This is a genomic window from Gammaproteobacteria bacterium (assembly GCA_016716465.1).
Taxonomy (GTDB): domain Bacteria; phylum Pseudomonadota; class Gammaproteobacteria; order SZUA-140; family SZUA-140; genus JADJWH01.
In genome coordinates, this window is sequence record JADJWH010000007.1 from 34,044 (window position 1) to 50,334 (window position 16,291).

Below are 16,291 nucleotides of genomic sequence, written 5' to 3' on the forward strand. Positions count from 1 at the left end.
GGGACTATTGATTGGTCGTCGCGGTGCGGCATTCCTTACACTTCGAGCGCGATCCGGAGTCCCGGGTTCCGCCTGCGGGAAGCGTGCGCGCGGGCCGTCAGGGGCCCTGGCGGACGGGACCGCCGGTTTTCGCCGGCTGAAACGCCGCCGGCGACCAGGGATCAGGCGTCGTCTCAGCGTTTTCTTTCGCCGCTGTACCGATGCGCGTGATGGCGCGTTCCACCATCGCGGCGACACGTGTTTCATCAGCGGCGTCGGATGGCTGGTAGCACAGGCGCTGCACCGCGAGCACCGCGGCGCGCAGCTCGGGTTCCACGCCCAGCCGGCGTTCCCGGTCGCGCAGGCCCTGTTGCAGGGTGCGCGCATCGCCGAGGGCGGCGAGGAGGCGTTGTTTCAGCGGGTGGCTTCGTGCGTCCCGGTGCTGACGGGTGCGGGCGCGCCTGTGCCGTGCGCTGGCCGATCGGGTCGCCCGGTGCCGCCACACGGCCAGGGTGACGAGCCAGGCGAGGAGGAACACGATGGCCGCGGCCCGCCAGCGCGCCGGGGCGGGGTCTTCGGCCACGGAGGCGGTGTCTGAAGTTGCGGCGGTCGGCAGCGGCGGTTCTTCCGCGGGCACTTCGCCCGGTGCGATCCGCAGCGACTCCGCCGGGAGTGCGGCGCGACCGATGGTGCCGCGCTCCGCATCGAAATATGGCAGCTCGAGCACCGGCGCAGCGAATGAACCGGCGGCGAGAGGCATCAGGTAACCGGCGTATTCGGCGATGCTGTCCACGCCGCCGTCCGCCCGGACCTCGAGCCGTCGTTGCGGCGGATCGAAGTAGATCTTGAAGGCGGGGGTGGCGGACGGAAGCGGCAGTCGCTCCGGCAGGGTGTTGAGGCCGACGGCGGCCCGCAGCGTGATCCGCCAGGGGAGGATGCGCCCGACGGCCGCGGGTTCGAACGGAGATTGCGCGAGCTGAGGCGTCGCGGCCAGCGTGCCGAGGGGGAGGTCGCCCGGCACGGGGCGTACCGCGAGGCGTTGTTCCTGCGCCGGCAGCCGCCAGCGCCGGCCGGCGCGGGTCTCGATCCACAACGAGGGCAGGAAGAACGTGACCGGCGCGGCGCTCTGCGGGCTCACGGCCCAGGCGGTGCGCGTCACACGGTATTCGATCCCGTCGATGCGTTCGCTGCGCTCCGCGCTCGGCAGGGCGTGTGCCTCGATCTGCAGGGGGTCGGTCTCCAGTGTTCCGCCGAGCTCCGCCGTTTTGATGTCGGTGCGGTAGTACAGGTCGAGATAGAGCAGGGTCTGCGCGCCGACAGGCAGCGTGGCGCGGGAGAGACCGCTGCGGGCGAACACCTCGGGTCGCGCGTCGGCGGGCAGGGGCAGCACCCGCAGCACGATGGGCCGGGTGCGCAGGCCGTCGACGGCGAAGGCCGGGATGGTCAGGCGTCCGCTCCGGCGCGGGAACAACTCGACGGTGATCTCCGAGGTCGCGCGCCGCTCGGCGCGGGCGAGATTGAAGCGGAAATCGGCGCGCGGCACGCCCAGCTCGAATTGATCCGCCAGCAACGTGAGGTCGACGTTGGGCGCGACGCCTTCCGCGCGCAGGCGGGTATCGCTGTCGGTGAGCGACAGTGTCAGCACGACATGCTCGTTCTGGTACAGCTCCTTGCGGTCGACCGTGGCCGTGAGGCTCGCGCCGGCCGCGTGGGCCTGTCCCGCGGCGACCAGGAGGGCGCACAGCAACGGCAGTAGCAGGTTCCTCACCATGACTGGCGCTCCGTGCTCAGCGGGTGTTCGGTATCCTGCACCAGGAAACGATGGCGCAGGATCTCGTCCGGTCGGTCGAGTCGGGCTGCCATCTCGCCGAGCTCCCGCGCGCCGCCGGCGTCCTGCGCCGGGGTTTCCCGCACTGGCGAGCCTGACGGTTGGGGGCCGCCCGCAGCGGTGTTCCAGTCGCTTGCTTGCGGGGCGCTGACCGCGCCCGGCGGGGTGTCATCGCGGTGTCCCGGCGCCGCTTCCGGTATCACCGGCGGCAGCGCGGCACGTCGGACCAGGTTGAGATTGAGCTGCGTGCGCGCATGGTTCGGCCGCAGCAACAGCGATTGTTGCAGCGCGCGTTCCGCCTCGGCGACGCGTCCCAGGCGCGCGAGCGTCGTCCCCTGGTTATAGAGCGCGCTCGCGCGCTCATCCGCGCTGCCGGCGTGCTCGGCCGCCGCGGTGAAGGCGGTCAGCGCCTGTTCCCAGCGCTGCTCCCGGTAATAGGCCGCGCCGCGTCCGAGCCAGCCGGCGAAGCTGTCGAGTTCCCCGTACTGTCTCGCGGCCGCGGCGTTGTCACCGGTCTTGAGGGCGTCGTAGGCGGACTGTTCCCGCCACGGCGCGGCCTGGCCGGTCTGGGGCAGCAGGCCGGCGCCGGCGACGATGCACAGAGCCAGCGGGACGGCCGCCTGGCGGCGCACGCCGCTCCACAGCAGCAGTGCGAATGCGGCGGCGAGCAGCCAGGGATAGACGGGATACCCCGCGCCACCGGCGCCGGTGGTCGTCATGCCGCGGCGCAGGCCGTCCAGTCCTCCGGCAAGGCGGTTCCAGTCGCCGTCATCGGGGCGGGCATCGGCATACTCGCCGCCGCTGCGCCGCGCGAGCTCGGCGAGCAGCGCGCGGTCCGGGCGCGAGATCGCGATGCCGTCCGCCGTGCGCAGAAAGCCGCCGGCGTCGGGGACGGGCGCACCGGCGGGACTGCCGATGCCGAGCGCGAAGACCGGGATGCCGCGCCGTGTCAGCCGCTCGGCCGCGGCAAGCGCGCCGGCGCGATCCTCCGTCTCCCCGTCGCTGACCACTACCACCGCGCGCCCGCGCGCGCGGTCGTCACCCAGCGCCTGGCCCGCGTATTCCAGCGCCTGCGCCAGATTGCTGCCGTGGCGCCGGGTCAGGTCGGGGCTCAGCGCATCGGCGTAGTACGCGAGCAGCTCGAGGTCGTGGGTCAACGGCAGGACGCGGTAGGCATAGGCCGAGTAGGCGACGAGCGCGACGCGGTCATTCTCCAGGCGGCGGACGAGATCACGCAGTTCGAGCACCGCGCGCTTGAGGCGCGTGGGCTCGACATCGTTCGCGCCCATCGAGGGCGAGATGTCGATGACGACGGCGATATCGGCGCCGGCGCGGCGCGCCGTGTCGTCCACCTGCGGCAGGTAGGGTCCGCTCGCGGCGATCACGACCAGCAACCACGCGAGGTGCGCCGCCCGCGCGCCGCGGGTGTCCGTCGCGCCGATCACCAGCCATTTCAGCAGGTGCCTGTCGGCGAATCCCGGCGGCTGTCCTGCGCCCGCCGATGCGGCGCCGCGGCGGCGGAACAGCAGCCACGGCAGCGGCAGGAGCAGCAGCCAGGCCGGGGCGTGCAATGCGACGGGCAGCCAGTCATTCATGCGGGTACCCCGGCGCGCCGCCGGCGCGCCTCGGCGAACAACAGCACGCCGAGCGCGGCCGCGACCGGCAGCCAGTACCATTCCTCCGCGTCGCCGCGGGGCGGCGCGGGGATGCGCGCCAGTTCCAGGCGCTCGATCTCGGCCAGCACCGCCGACAGGGACTCGCCGTCGGCCGCCTTGAAGTAGACGCCGCCGGTGGCGGCGGCGAGATGCCGTAACTGGTCTTCATCGGGCGGCAACTCGGTACTGATCGGCGCCTCGACCGGACTGCCCGGGAAGGCGACCTTGCCGGCGCGGCCGAAACCGACCGTGTACAGGCGCACGCCCGCAGCGCGTGCGATCACCGCCGCGGCCTCGGGCGTGATGAGGCCGCCGGTGGCGCTCCCGTCGGTGAGCAGAACCAGGACGCGCGCGGGATCATCCACGGCCTGCAGGCGCTTCACGCCCAGCGCGATGGCGTCGCCGAGCGCGGTCTTCTCGCCGGCGAGGCCGTTGTCGATCTCGGCGACCAGCTGACGCGCCAGTGTGAGATCCGAGGTAAGCGGGAGCAGGGTCAGGGCGTCGTCGGCGAACACGACGGCGCCGACGCGCACGCCGCGCGCCTGTTCAAGAAAACGCCGCAGTGCATCCTTGAGCGCGTCGAGACGACTGGCGGGCCGGCCGTCGATGCTGTAGTCCAGCGCGCGCATGGATCCCGAAACGTCGACGGCGAACATAATGTTGTGCCCCGGTTCGAGTTCTGGGGCGTGCGTGTCGATCGCCTGCGGGCGCGCCAGCGCGAGCAGCAGCAGCGTGCATGCCAGCAGCCATGGCCAGGGCGCCCGCCGCAGGCTCCCGTTATTGCCTTGCAGTTCGGCGAGCAGCTCCGCCTGCGGATGCAGCAGCGCACCGGCACGATCCCCGGCGCGGCGGCGGGCGAGCCACCACGCGAGCGGCGCCAGCGGCAGCAGCCACAGCCACAGCGGCGCGCCGAACTCAAACATCGCGCGCCCCTTCCGTGGCCGCGACACGCTGGCCGAGCCAGTGATCCGCACGGCTGAAGATTTCCGGCGTCAGGGCTGCCCTTGGGGCGGGGGTATAGCGGAGACTCTGCAGCACGGCCAGTGTTTCACGCCATTCCGCCGCGTCCATCCCACGGGGCGGCGTCGCAGGCCGGAGCTGCGGCAGGCCGAGGCCGAGCCGCAGCAGCACGGCCAGCCGGTAAGCGGCCGTGCGCGCATCGATCGCGCCCGCGTCCCATTCCTCCCGCAGATGCGCAAGCCGCGTCTGTGCCTCGTGCGTGAGCCGCGTCGGCGGGGCGGGCGGCGCGGCGTCCCGGCGGAGGCGGTGCCGGATCAGCAGGGCACGGATCGACACGGCGGCAATGAGCACCAGCGCCAGCACGGTGAATGCGATCACCGGCCGCCAGTCGGGCGGCGCGGGCAGTTCGATGTCGGCGAGCGCGGCGAGAGGGTCCGTCGGGCTCACAGCAGCGCCTCCAGTTGCGGCAACAGTTCGAACCGGTTGCTGACGGTGTACAGCGGGATGCGGTGGCGCGCGCAGGCGGCGCGCAGGGCCTCCTCGCGCGCCGCCATCCGTTCGCGATAGCGCTGGCGCAGCACGGCGTCGGAGGTGTCGATCAGCACCGACGGGCCGCCCGCCGGCGCGGCGAGACGCACCGGTCCGGCGGCCGGCAGTTCCTGTTCCGCCGCGTCGACGATGCGGAGCGCGACGGCCTGGGCCCGGTTGACGGGCGGGAGATAGTCGGCGAGGCTGGCGCGGCCGTCCGCGACATCGGCGAAGTCGCTGATCAGATAGATCAGCGCGCCGGAGGCGGACTGGCGCGCGGCGGCGGCCCGCAGCGCCTCGCGCAGCGGCTGCTGCGCAGGGCCCGCCCCGGCGACGACGGGCGCCGGCGCGGCGGCGGCCTGCAGCAGCAGGGGCAGCGCGCCTTCCGGCGTATGCACCGGCGCGTGATGGTGGACCTCTGCCCCGAGCACGAGGCCGGCCACCGGCTCGCGGTCCGCCAGCGCGGTGAAGGCGAGCAGGGCGGCGACGCGTACGGCGGTGGCCGCCTTGAGCTCGCGCCGGGTGCCGAACATCATGCCGGGGCGGCGGTCGATGAACAGGAACAGACGCCGTGCGTTTTCTTCCACGAAGACCTTGGTGATCGGCCGACCGCTGCGCGCGGTGGCGCGCCAGTCCATATGGCGGACGTCATCGCCCGGCCGGTAGGGGCGAACATCGTGCAGCTCCATGCCCTGACCGCGCAGGGCGCCGTGGTGCCGGCCGGGGCCGGGCGACTGGCGCGCGCGCCCGCTGCGGCTGCGGTATTGCAGCGCAAGCTGCTGCAGGCATCCGAGTTCCGCCGCGTCCAGCAGCGGCGTGGTCGGGACGGCGGCTTTCAGGGGACCGGCACGCATGCGACGATGCGCTCGATCGCCCGGTCCGGCGTCACGCCGGCGGCGCGCGCGGCGAAGCTGAGGCCGATGCGGTGATTGAGCGCGTCCGGCGCGAGCTGGAGGATGTCGTCGGGCTCGACGAAGTCGCGCCCGGAGAGCAGGGCCTGCGCGCGTGCGGTGTGCGCCAGCGCGAGCGACGCGCGCGGCGAGGCCCCGCGCGCCAGCCAGTCGGCCAGTTCCGCGTCCCAGCGTCCGGGTTCCCGCGTCGCCCCGACCAGCGCGACGATATAACGCTCGAGCATCTCGTCGAGATAGATCGCATTGACGGCGCGGCGCAGTTCCAGCAGCCCGCCCGCCGTCAGCGCGGGATCGGTGGCGGCCGCCGGTGCGCCCAGCACCCGGTCGTGATCGAGTCGCAGGATCTTCAGCTCATCCTCGGCGGAGGGATAGTCGAGACGCACCTTCAGCTGAAAGCGGTCGAGCTGCGCCTCCGGGAGCGGATAGGTGCCTTCCTGCTCGATCGGGTTCTGCGTCGCGATCACCATGAAGATCTCCGGCAGCGCCCGCGTCGTTCCGCCCACGGTCACCTGCTGTTCCTGCATCGCCTCGAGCAGGGCCGACTGCACCTTGGGAGGCGCGCGGTTGATCTCGTCCGCGAGGATGATCTCGTTGAAGACCGGTCCCGGGGTGAACTGGAACTGGCCGTCCTGCGGCAGGAAGATGTCGCCGCCGGTGATGTCGCCCGGGATCATGTCGGGGGTGAATTGGATGCGCTGGAAGCCGAGCGCCAGCCCGCCGGCGAGCGCGCGCACGACCGTGGTCTTCGCGAGGCCGGGCAGTCCCTCCAGCAACACATGGCCGCCGGTCAGGACGGCGACGAGCAGGCGGTCGATGACGCGGTCCTGCCCGATGACGGCGTGCTGCAGGTGAGCGCGGAGATGTGCGATGCCGTTCATGATTCGATTTCCGGATCGGTGGATTGCATGGTCGTGGAAGGACGCGGCCGTGAAATCACAATACTATATCAGGGTGCCGCGCCACACCCGGCGGGCGCCGGGAAGGGCGCGGCCGGTTCGATTGAGCAGGCCCTCGTTCTGTGACACACTTAACGGCCCCCGAAGTCCCGCGCATAGGAAAGTTTAGGCATGCGCGGTGGCGCGGGATTGTTCATGCTCGCCTTATCCCAGGGTTCAGAAGACGTTATGTTAATATACCGGGGCATCAGCGGCCGGGACGGAGGCTGACGCATGCTGCGCGGCAACGCCTTGGCGGCGGTGCGCGGCGACCGTCGCCTGTTCGCCGGCCTGGACTTCGCCCTGGATGCGGGCGAGCTGCTTTACGTGAACGGACCCAACGGCAGCGGCAAGACCACGCTGTTGCGCATGATCTGCGGGCTGGTGGCCCCGGCCGAGGGTTCGATCCACTGGAATGGCGAGGATATCCGCTCCGTGGGCGACGCCTACCGCGTGGAAATGATGTACCTCGGTCATCTGGCCGGCGTGAAGGATGAACTCAACGGCCTGGAGAATCTGCGCATCAACTGCCGGCTCGCCGGCCTGGATCCGATCGCGGCCGAGCTGGCGCGGGCGCTGGGCGAGATCGGGCTGGGTGGCCTGGAGGCCTTGCCGGCGAAGGTGCTCTCGCAGGGGCAGAGGCGGCGTGTGAGCCTCGCCCGACTGTTGCTGTCGCGCGCGCATCTGTGGGTGCTGGATGAACCCTACACCGCCCTGGACCGCGCGGCGGTGGAACTGCTGCAGGGGATGATCCGGAATCATCTGGCGCGGGGCGGCCTGGCGGTGCTCACCACGCATCAGCAGGTGGATATCGACACCGGCATCACGAAAGAGTTGAGACTGGGCGGCTGAGATTGGAAGCGAAGAGGCGGAGCCGATCCCGCCCCGGACCGGATGGATATGGGCGCAACCGGATTACTGAGCGGGACCCGGCACATACTCGCGCGCGACCTGACGCTCGCGGGCCGGCGCATTACCGATGTGCTGACCACGCTGTTCTTTTTCGTGATCGTGGTGAGCCTGTTTCCGCTCGGGGTCGGCCCCGAGATGGAGACGCTGCGCCAGATCGCGCCCGGCATCCTGTGGGTGGCGGCGCTGCTCGCGACGATGCTGTCGCTGGGGCGGCTGTTCACGGCGGACTATATCGACGGCACCCTGGAGCAGATGTTGCTGAGCCCGCATCCGCTGTCGCTGATCGTGTTCGGCAAGGTGGCCGCGCACTGGCTGGTGACGGGCGCGCCGCTGGTGCTGATGTCGCCGCTGCTCGGCCTGCAGTTCGGCCTCGGCGGGGCGCCGCTCGGCGTGCTGATGCTGACGCTGCTGCTCGGCACGCCGGTGCTGAGCCTGGTCGGCGCCATGGGCGCCGCCCTGACACTGGGATTACGCGGCGGCGGCGCGCTGATATCATTGCTGGTTCTGCCCCTGTACATCCCGGTGCTGATCTTCGGCGCGGGGGCGGTGGAGGCCGTCGCGAGCGGACTGGAGGCGGGGGCGCATCTGTCCCTGCTGGGTGCGCTGCTGGTGTTGGCCCTGTGTTTCGGTCCGTGGGTGACCGCCACGGCCTTGCGGATCTCCCTGGAATGAGACAAGCGCCGCGAGCGGCGGTATTTTGACGGCGAGCGGCGATTCAACGCGATCGAGCGAGGCTCATGGCTCTCAACTGGTTCAAATATTCTTCCCCGGCCAGCTTCTATCCGCTGGCGGGACGGATCGCGCCCTGGTTCGGGGTGGCGGCCGCCCTGTTGACCGTGGCCGGGCTGTATCTCGGATTTTTCGTCGCGCCCACCGACTACAAGCAGGGCGAGGCCTACCGCATCATCTTCATCCATGTGCCGGCGGCCTGGATGTCGATGTTCATCTATCTGGTCATGGCGTTCTATGCCGGGCTCGGCCTGGTCTTCAATACCCGTCTGTCGTCCTTCATGGCGCGCGCGCTGGCGCCGACCGGCGCGCTGTTCACCTTCATCGCGCTGTGGACGGGCGCGCTGTGGGGCAAGCCGATGTGGGGCGCCTGGTGGGTGTGGGACGCGCGCCTGACCTCGGAACTCATCCTCCTGTTTCTCTATCTCGGTTTCATGTCGCTGCAGGCGGCGATCGAGGATCCGCGGCGCGCGGCGCGCGCCAGCGGCCTGCTGGCGCTGATCGGCGCGGTCAACGTGCCCATCATCTATTTTTCGGTACAGTGGTGGAATACGCTGCACCAGGGCGCCTCGATCAGCATGGACAAGGGTTCAACCATGGCGGCGACCATGCTGGTCGCGATGCTGGTGATGACGCTGGCCTTCTGGATGTATACCATCGCCGTGGTGCTGACACGTGTGCGCTGTGAGATCCTCGAGCGCGAGCGCCACAGTGAATGGGTGGCCGAGGTCGCCGCGCGGGAGGCCCGGTGAATCTGGCCGAATTCTTCAGCATGGGCGGCTACGCCTTCTATGTATGGGGTTCCTACGCGGTGACGGCGGTGCTGATGCTGATCGAGGTGGTGCTGGTGGTGCGGCGGCGGCGAACTCTTCTGGGCCGCCTGGGTCGAATTCATGGGGCCGCGCACGGGGCGTGGCGGGGTGAGACAGGCAATGAAACCCAGACATAAGCGCTTGGCCTTCATCGTGGTCGGTCTTGCGGGCATCGCCGTGGCCGCGGGCCTGGTGCTCAATTCGTTTCGCGGCAACCTGGTGTTCTTCTTCAGTCCGTCGCAGGTGGCGGCGAAGGAGGCGCCCGTCGGCAAGACCTTCCGGCTCGGGGGTATGGTGGTGGACGGCAGCGTACAGCGCGAGTCCGACGGCCTGACCGTGCACTTCAAGGTGACCGACACCGCGCAGGAGATCCCGGTGGTGTTTTCCGGAATCCTGCCCGACCTCTTCAGCGAAGGCCAGGGCGCGGTCGCGCAGGGCCGCCTCGGCGACGACGGCGTGTTCTACGCCGATGAGGTGCTCGCCAAGCACGACGAGACCTACATGCCGCCGGAGGTTGCGGACGCATTGCAGCAGGCCAAGTCCGGCCAGCAGGGGGCCGCCATGCCGGGGGCCGCGAGCCTCATCGAATAGGGAGTGAATCCATGATTCCGGAGATCGGACATTTTGCCCTCATACTGGCCCTGATCATGGCGACGATCCAGGCCACCCTGCCATTGGCCGGCGCGGCCCGCGGCAAGACGGCGTGGATCCAGGTGGCGCGGCCGTCGGCCCAGGCGCAGTTCGTGTTCATCGCGGTTGCCTACCTGTGCCTGACCTACACCTTCATCACCAGCGATTTCTCGGTACTTTACGCGGCGGAGCATTCCAATTCGCTGTTGCCGCTGGCCTACCGCATCGCCGCGGTATGGGGCGGCCATGAGGGTTCCATGCTGCTGTGGGTATTGATCCTGAGCGGCTGGACCTGCGCGGTCAGCCTGTTCAGCCGCAACCTGCCCGAAGACATGGTCGCGCGCGTGCTCGGCGTGCTCGGCCTGGTGACGATCGGCTTCCTGCTGTTCATCCTGTTCACCTCCAATCCGTTTGAGCGGCTGGTGCCGGCGGCGCCCGAGGGCAACGACCTCAACCCGCTGCTGCAGGACCCCGGACTGGTGCTGCACCCGCCCATGCTGTACATGGGCTACGTGGGTTTCTCGGTGGCCTTCGCCTTCGCCATCTCGGCGCTGCTCAGCGGTCGGCTGGATGCGGCATGGGCGCGCTGGTCGCGGCCGTGGACCACGGTGGCGTGGATGTTCCTCACCTGCGGCATCGCGCTCGGCAGCTGGTGGGCCTATTACGAGCTGGGCTGGGGCGGCTGGTGGTTCTGGGATCCGGTCGAGAACGCCTCCTTCATGCCGTGGCTGGTCGGCACCGCGCTGATCCACTCGCTTGCCGTGACCGAGAAGCGCGGCGCGTTCAAGAACTGGACCGTGCTGCTCGCCATCATCGCCTTCTCGCTCAGCCTGCTCGGGACCTTCCTGGTGCGTTCCGGCGTGCTGACCTCGGTACATTCCTTCGCCAATGACCCGCGCCGCGGCGTGTTCATCCTGATCCTGCTCGCGCTGGTGGTGGGCGGCTCGCTGCTGGTGTACGCCCTGCGCGCGCCGCGCGTCAGCACCAGCGGCGGATTCTCCGCCGTCTCGCGCGAGTCCCTGCTGCTGATGAATAACGTGATGCTGGTGACGGCGGCCGGCACGGTGTTGCTCGGCACGCTCTATCCGCTGATCCTGGACGCGCTGAATCTCGGCAAGATCTCGGTCGGGCCGCCCTATTTCGAATCGGTATTTTTACCGCTGATGGCGCCGATGGTGTTCCTGATGGGTATCGGTCCCATCGCGCGCTGGAAGAAGGCCGAGCTGCCCGAACTCTCCGTGCGCCTGCGCTGGGCCTTCGCCAGCGCCGTCGTGGTGGCGCTGGCGCTGCCCTTCGTGCTCGGCAAGTGGACCCCGATGATCAGTCTCGGCCTGTTGCTGGCGGCGTGGCTGCTCATCACCATCGGCGCCAACATCGCGCGCCGCGTGCGCCGCGCCCGTGCCCTGGGCGGCGCGCCCTTCACTGGCATGACGCGCAGCTACTGGGGCATGCAGCTCGCGCACTTCGGCGTCGCCGTCTTCATCATCGGCGTCACGCTGGTGCGCGGCTTCGAGGTGGAGAAGGATCTGCGCATGGATATCGGGGATACCACGGAGATCGCCGGATACACCTTCCGCTTCGACGGCGTGGTCGAGAGCCAGGGGCCGAATTACACCGCGACCCGGGGCTACGTGCAGGTGAGCAAGGACGGGCGTGACATCGAGCTGATGCATCCCGAGAAACGCGTCTATACCGTGCAGACCATGCCGATGACCGAAGCGGCGATCGATACCGGACTGCTGCGCGATCTGTACGTCTCGCTGGGCGAGCCCATCGACGGCGGCGCGTGGAGCGTGCGCATCTACTACAAGCCCTTCGTCGACTGGATCTGGGGCGGCTGCCTGTTGATGGCGCTGGGCGGCCTGCTCGCGGTCAGTGACCGGCGTTACCGTCTCGCGCCCGTGCGCGATCGCGAGACGTCGTTCGCCGTGGCCGGGACGGGCAAGGACGGCCCCGCGCCCGCATTGCCGATGGAGGCGAAAACTTGAGGTTGCGATTGCTGTTGCCGCTGGCGGTCTTCGGCCTGCTGGTGGCGTTCCTGTACAAGGGCCTGATGCTGAACCCCAGCGAGGTGCCCTCGCCACTGATCGACAAGCCGGCGCCGGATTTCAGCCTGCCGCGCCTGCACGATCCGATCGCCGCCATCTCGAACAAGGACATGGCCGGCAAGGTGTGGATGCTGAATGTGTGGGCGTCGTGGTGCGTCTCCTGCCGCCAGGAGCATCCGTTGCTGGTGGATCTGTCGCGGCGCGGCATCGTGCCGATCTACGGGCTCAATTACAAGGACACGCGCGACGAGGCCATTACCTGGCTGCGGCAGCTCGGCAATCCCTATCTCGAGAGCGCCTTCGATGAGGACGGCCGTGTCGGCCTGGATTACGGCGTGTACGGCGTGCCCGAGACCTACGTCATCGACGCGCAGGGCGTGATCCGCTACAAGCAGATCGGGCCGATCAGCGTGGATGCGCTGCAGAACCGGATCCTGCCGCTGATCCGTCAACTGCAGGGGCAGGCCTGATGCTGGCCCGGGTCGCGGTGGTGTTGCTGCTGGCCGCCCTGGCCGGCGCGTGGTCCGCGCCGCCCGCGCTGGCGGCCGGTGGCGAGGCGGAGTCGCTGATCGATCCCGCGCTGGAGACGCGCATCCGTCATCTCGAGGAGGAACTGCGCTGCCTGGTGTGCCAGGGACAGTCGATCGCGGAGTCCGATTCCGGTTTTGCGCACGACATCCGCGCCGAGATTCTCACCAAGATGCGGGAAGGCAGGAGCGATCAGGAGATCATCGATTTCCTGGTGGAGCGGTACGGCGATTTCATCCTGTTCCGCCCGCCGGTCAAATCCACCACGGCGCTGCTGTGGGCCGGGCCGCTGATCCTGCTGGCGGTGGGCGCGGTGTTCATGGTGGTGATCATCCTGCGCCAGCGCCGCACACCGCGGCCGGAGCTCAGCGCGGAAGAGGTCCGGCGGGCGGAGTCCCTGCTGGGTGTCGAAGAGGCGAAGGATAAAGGCGGTTCATGACCCTGTTCATCATCGTGGCCGCGCTGCTGCTGGGCGCGGCGCTGCTGTTCATTGTCCCCCCCCTGATCAGGCGCGAGCCGGCGGATGTCGCCGTCGAGCGCAGGACGCTCAATATCACGGTCTATCGCGATCAACTCGCGGAGATGGAGCGCGATCTGCAGAATGACGTGCTGACGCCGGAGCAGTACCGGCAGGGTCGGGAAGAACTCGAGCGGCGCCTGCTCGAGGACGTGGCCGAGACCCCGGGTTCCACCGCGCCGCCCCCGCTGCGTTCGGCGCGCGCGAGCGCGCTGGTGTTGATCGTGCTGATCCCGCTGCTGGCGGTGAGCGGCTATCTGCTGCTGGGGGCTCCCGGGATCCTGCTGTCGCCGCAATCCGCGCCCATGCCGGCCGCGGGCCAGGGTGACATGGCGCATCAGATCAACCAGATGGTCGCGCGTCTCGAGCAGCGCCTGGCCAGCGAACCGGACAACGCCGAAGGCTGGGCCATGCTGGGACGTTCCTATCTGGTGCTGGAGCGCTTCGACGACGCGCGCGGCGCGCTCGAGAAGGCGGTGTCCCTGAACCTGAAGACCCCGGACCTGCTGGTGGACTACGCCGACACGCTGGCGATGACCGGCGGCCAGTCGCTGGAAGGGCGCCCGCTGGAACTGATCAATGAGGCCCTGGCGCTCGATCCCAACAACCACAAGGGTCTGTGGCTGGCCGGCACCGCGGCGTACGAGCGCGCCGACTACCGGGCCGCGCTCGACTACTGGCGCCGGCTCTACGCCATGGTGCCCAAGGATTCGGATGCCGCGCGGGCGATGGAGGGCAATATCGCCGAGGCGGAAAACCTGCTCGGCGAGTCCGGCGGCGGTGCGCCGTCCAGCCCCCCGCCGCCACCGGCGGCCGCGGCCGCTGTCAAGGGGACGGTGACCCTCGATCCTTCACTGCGCGGCCGCGTGCAGGATACCGACACGGTGTTCGTCTTTGCCCAGGCGCCGAGCGGTCCGCGCATGCCGCTCGCGGTGGTGCGCGCCCAGGTCAAGGATCTGCCGCTGCAGTTCACCCTGGACGATTCGCTGGCGATGGATCCCGCGCTGAGTCTGTCGCGCTTCTCCGAGGTGGTGGTGGTCGCGCGCGTCTCCCGGGGCGGCAGCGCCATGCCGCAGAGCGGCGACCTGCAGGGCAGGAGCGCCCTCGTGCAGACCGCCGGCGCGGCCCCGATCGACGTGCGGATCGGGGAGGTCCTGCCCTGAGCGGCCCGGCGCCCGGCGTGTAAGCAGGCCGCCGCGACCGTGCGTGCGCCGATCCTGTTGTGTGTGGCCGCGCTCCTGGTCTCCTGCGGGCAGGCCCCGCCGCCCGATGCCCTGGTCGAGGGCCAGCGTTTTCCCGCGCTGACGCTCAGCAATTTCGATGGCAGCCACGAATCCCTGGAGCGATACCGCGGAAAGCTGGTGGTGTTGAACGTATGGGCGACCTGGTGCGCCCCCTGTCGTCAGGAGCTCCCCGGTCTCGATCGTCTGAGTCGCACGCTGGACCCCGCGCGCTTCTCCGTCATCGGACTGTCCGTCGACGCGGAGCGCGATATCGCGCAGGAGTTCCTGCGCGAGCGCGGCATCTCCTTCAAGAGTTATCTGGATGCGGACGCCGCGCTCGCGCAGCGCGTGCTCGAGATCCGCGTCTATCCCGATACCTTCATCATCTCGCCCGAGGGCGTCCTGCTGAAGCGTATCGTCGGCGAGCGTGACTGGGACCGGTCCGAGCTTCCCGCCATTCTGGAGGAGGCCGCCGGCGGACACCTGGAGCGCCTGCAGGATGTATAATGGCGGCCACACCCGGCGCAGTAGGCCGGCGGCCGGATCTCGCGAGGCAGAGGGGGAATGATGGGGCAGGAAATCCACACGCGCGCGCGCGCAGGGCGCCGCATATTCGGGCTGCGCCGCTGGCATGCGCTGGCGCTGACGGCGGGACTGTTCGGCCTCTGGCAGCCCGCCATGGCGGCGGACCCGCTCCAGGGCCGCAAGATCTATCAGACGCACTGCGAGAACTGTCATGGCGCCAACGGCGCCGGCCAGATCCCGGGCGCGCCCGATTTCATGCGCAGTGACACCCTGATGCGGCCGGATATCGAACTGATGCGCACGCTCAAGTCCGGGCGCGGAATGATGCCGGCGTATCAGGGCATGTTCACCGAGACCGAACTGCTCGATGTCATCGCCTATCTGAGAACCCTGCGTCTGCAGCAATGAGGCATGTGTTCCGCGGCGCGGCGATCCTGCTGGCGGCGGCAGCGCTGACGGCCTGTTCCCGCGACGGGCAGGAACCGCCGCAGGCGAGCGGGCCATCGCCGAAGATCCTGGAGACCTTTGAGGTCGGACCGGAGGTCTACGTGCGCGCACTCGCCGTCGACCGGATGGCCGACGCGCTGTGGGTCGGGACCTCGCTCGGCGTCCATGAGATCGACCTCAAGACACGCGAGGTGAAAAAGACGTATACGCGCGGTGATGGCCTGGCGAACGAATACGTATTCGCCATCCTCGTCGACGACGCCGGAGACAAGTGGTTCGGCACCAACGGCGGCGGCGTCACGCGACTCCACGGCACGGAGTGGAAGACCTGGTTTCCGCTGCACGGGCTGGCCGACTACTGGGTCTACGCCCTGGCGGAAGACCCCGGCGCCGGCCTCTGGATCGGCACCTGGGCCGGCGTCAACCGGCTGCCGGCCGGGGGCGGGGCGTTCGAGACCTATCATGACGAGTTGGTCAACGAATGGGTGTACGGCATTGGCGTGGATTCCCGCCACCGGGCCTGGTTCGGCACCGAGGGCGGCATCTCGATGTTCGACGGCGCGCGCTGGCGCGAATGGACCCACGAGGACGGCCTCGGGGCGCCGAACCGGGACAATCTTCCGCTCAGCAGCAACACCGGCCTGGGGACGCGGGCGCGCCATGATCTGAGCGTGCTCGTGGACGGCCAGGCCAGTTACAACCCCAACTACGTGTTCTGCGTCCACGTCGACCGGCGCGACCGCGTGTGGGCCGGTACCTGGGGCGGCGGCGTGAGTCGCTTCGACGGTACGCGCTGGAACAATCTGACGACGGCGGACGGGCTGGCCGGCAACATCGTGTTCGCGCTCGCCGAGGCTGCGGACGGCGCCCTGTGGTTCGGCACCGACCAGGGCCTGTCGCGCTACGACGGCAAGCACTGGCAGACCTTCCGGCGCGCCGACGGCCTGCCGGGCGATGCGGTCTATGCGGTGGCGGCGACACCCGCGGGCGAGGTGTGGGCCGGGACGCGCGGCGGCGTGGTGCGGATCGGGTACTGAGGCGGTACATAAAAAATGGGGACAGATTTAAAATCTGTCCCCGGTCCGTAAAAAATAAATCTGTCCCCAATTGTTGTGTGTCCCCAT

18 protein-coding genes are annotated in these 16,291 nt (G+C 69.5%); 12 read left to right on the forward strand and 6 right to left on the reverse strand.

Annotated features, from left to right (window positions below; genetic code table 11):
- Window positions 1-97: 97 nt before the first annotated feature.
- The 6 genes from IPM20_13515 to IPM20_13540 are packed head-to-tail and all read right to left on the reverse strand — an operon-like array spanning window position 98 to window position 6,739.
- Window positions 98-1,750, reverse strand: a complete 1,653-nt coding sequence (locus IPM20_13515) for a BatD family protein (protein ID MBK9132633.1) — start codon at window positions 1,748-1,750, stop codon at window positions 98-100.
- Window positions 1,744-3,402 (reverse strand): VWA domain-containing protein, encoded by a 1,659-nt coding sequence (locus IPM20_13520; GenBank protein ID MBK9132634.1) that lies wholly within the window; start codon window positions 3,400-3,402, stop codon window positions 1,744-1,746. Before IPM20_13520 ends, IPM20_13515 begins: the two co-directional genes overlap by 7 nt.
- Window positions 3,399-4,385 (reverse strand): VWA domain-containing protein, encoded by a 987-nt coding sequence (locus IPM20_13525; GenBank protein ID MBK9132635.1) that lies wholly within the window; start codon window positions 4,383-4,385, stop codon window positions 3,399-3,401. The genes IPM20_13520 and IPM20_13525 overlap by 4 nt, the downstream gene beginning before the upstream one ends.
- Window positions 4,378-4,869, reverse strand: coding sequence for a hypothetical protein (locus IPM20_13530; protein MBK9132636.1), 492 nt, complete (start codon window positions 4,867-4,869; stop codon window positions 4,378-4,380). The genes IPM20_13525 and IPM20_13530 overlap by 8 nt, the downstream gene beginning before the upstream one ends.
- Window positions 4,866-5,804 (reverse strand): DUF58 domain-containing protein, encoded by a 939-nt coding sequence (locus tag IPM20_13535; GenBank protein ID MBK9132637.1) that lies wholly within the window; start codon window positions 5,802-5,804, stop codon window positions 4,866-4,868. Before IPM20_13535 ends, IPM20_13530 begins: the two co-directional genes overlap by 4 nt.
- On the reverse strand, window positions 5,786-6,739 hold the full coding sequence (locus IPM20_13540; GenBank protein MBK9132638.1) for a MoxR family ATPase: 954 nt from the start codon (window positions 6,737-6,739) through the stop codon (window positions 5,786-5,788). Before IPM20_13540 ends, IPM20_13535 begins: the two co-directional genes overlap by 19 nt.
- A gap of 291 nt (window positions 6,740-7,030) precedes the next feature.
- On the opposite strand from IPM20_13540, the gene ccmA reads away from it, so the two are divergent.
- The 12 genes from ccmA to IPM20_13600 all read left to right on the forward strand — a co-directional run bounded on the left by ccmA (window position 7,031) and on the right by IPM20_13600 (window position 16,204).
- On the forward strand, window positions 7,031-7,648 hold the full coding sequence (gene ccmA, locus IPM20_13545) for a cytochrome c biogenesis heme-transporting ATPase CcmA (protein ID MBK9132639.1): 618 nt from the start codon (window positions 7,031-7,033) through the stop codon (window positions 7,646-7,648).
- Window positions 7,649-7,696: 48 nt separating this feature from the next.
- Window positions 7,697-8,380, forward strand: coding sequence for a heme exporter protein CcmB (gene ccmB, locus IPM20_13550; protein ID MBK9132640.1), 684 nt, complete (start codon window positions 7,697-7,699; stop codon window positions 8,378-8,380).
- Between the two features lie 65 nt (window positions 8,381-8,445).
- Window positions 8,446-9,189 (forward strand): heme ABC transporter permease, encoded by a 744-nt coding sequence (locus IPM20_13555; protein MBK9132641.1) that lies wholly within the window; start codon window positions 8,446-8,448, stop codon window positions 9,187-9,189.
- Window positions 9,153-9,386 carry a heme exporter protein CcmD gene (gene ccmD / locus IPM20_13560; GenBank protein ID MBK9132642.1) on the forward strand — a complete coding sequence of 78 codons (234 nt, stop codon included), beginning with the start codon at window positions 9,153-9,155 and terminating at the stop codon, window positions 9,384-9,386. The genes IPM20_13555 and ccmD overlap by 37 nt, the downstream gene beginning before the upstream one ends.
- Window positions 9,370-9,840 (forward strand): cytochrome c maturation protein CcmE, encoded by a 471-nt coding sequence (gene ccmE / locus IPM20_13565; protein ID MBK9132643.1) that lies wholly within the window; start codon window positions 9,370-9,372, stop codon window positions 9,838-9,840. Before ccmD ends, ccmE begins: the two co-directional genes overlap by 17 nt.
- Window positions 9,841-9,851: 11 nt before the next feature.
- Window positions 9,852-11,867 carry a heme lyase CcmF/NrfE family subunit gene (locus IPM20_13570; GenBank protein ID MBK9132644.1) on the forward strand — a complete coding sequence of 672 codons (2,016 nt, stop codon included), beginning with the start codon at window positions 9,852-9,854 and terminating at the stop codon, window positions 11,865-11,867.
- Window positions 11,864-12,397 carry a DsbE family thiol:disulfide interchange protein gene (locus tag IPM20_13575; GenBank protein MBK9132645.1) on the forward strand — a complete coding sequence of 178 codons (534 nt, stop codon included), beginning with the start codon at window positions 11,864-11,866 and terminating at the stop codon, window positions 12,395-12,397. The genes IPM20_13570 and IPM20_13575 overlap by 4 nt, the downstream gene beginning before the upstream one ends.
- Window positions 12,397-12,894, forward strand: coding sequence for a cytochrome c-type biogenesis protein CcmH (locus IPM20_13580; protein MBK9132646.1), 498 nt, complete (start codon window positions 12,397-12,399; stop codon window positions 12,892-12,894). Before IPM20_13575 ends, IPM20_13580 begins: the two co-directional genes overlap by 1 nt.
- Window positions 12,891-14,135 (forward strand): c-type cytochrome biogenesis protein CcmI, encoded by a 1,245-nt coding sequence (ccmI, locus tag IPM20_13585; GenBank protein MBK9132647.1) that lies wholly within the window; start codon window positions 12,891-12,893, stop codon window positions 14,133-14,135. The genes IPM20_13580 and ccmI overlap by 4 nt, the downstream gene beginning before the upstream one ends.
- A 39-nt stretch (window positions 14,136-14,174) precedes the next feature.
- Complete coding sequence (locus tag IPM20_13590) at window positions 14,175-14,702, forward strand: TlpA family protein disulfide reductase (GenBank protein MBK9132648.1); 528 nt, start codon at window positions 14,175-14,177, stop codon at window positions 14,700-14,702.
- Between the two features lie 60 nt (window positions 14,703-14,762).
- Complete coding sequence (locus IPM20_13595) at window positions 14,763-15,128, forward strand: cytochrome c (protein ID MBK9132649.1); 366 nt, start codon at window positions 14,763-14,765, stop codon at window positions 15,126-15,128.
- On the forward strand, window positions 15,125-16,204 hold the full coding sequence (locus tag IPM20_13600; protein MBK9132650.1) for a regulator: 1,080 nt from the start codon (window positions 15,125-15,127) through the stop codon (window positions 16,202-16,204). Before IPM20_13595 ends, IPM20_13600 begins: the two co-directional genes overlap by 4 nt.
- The last annotated feature ends 87 nt before the right edge of the window (window positions 16,205-16,291 follow it).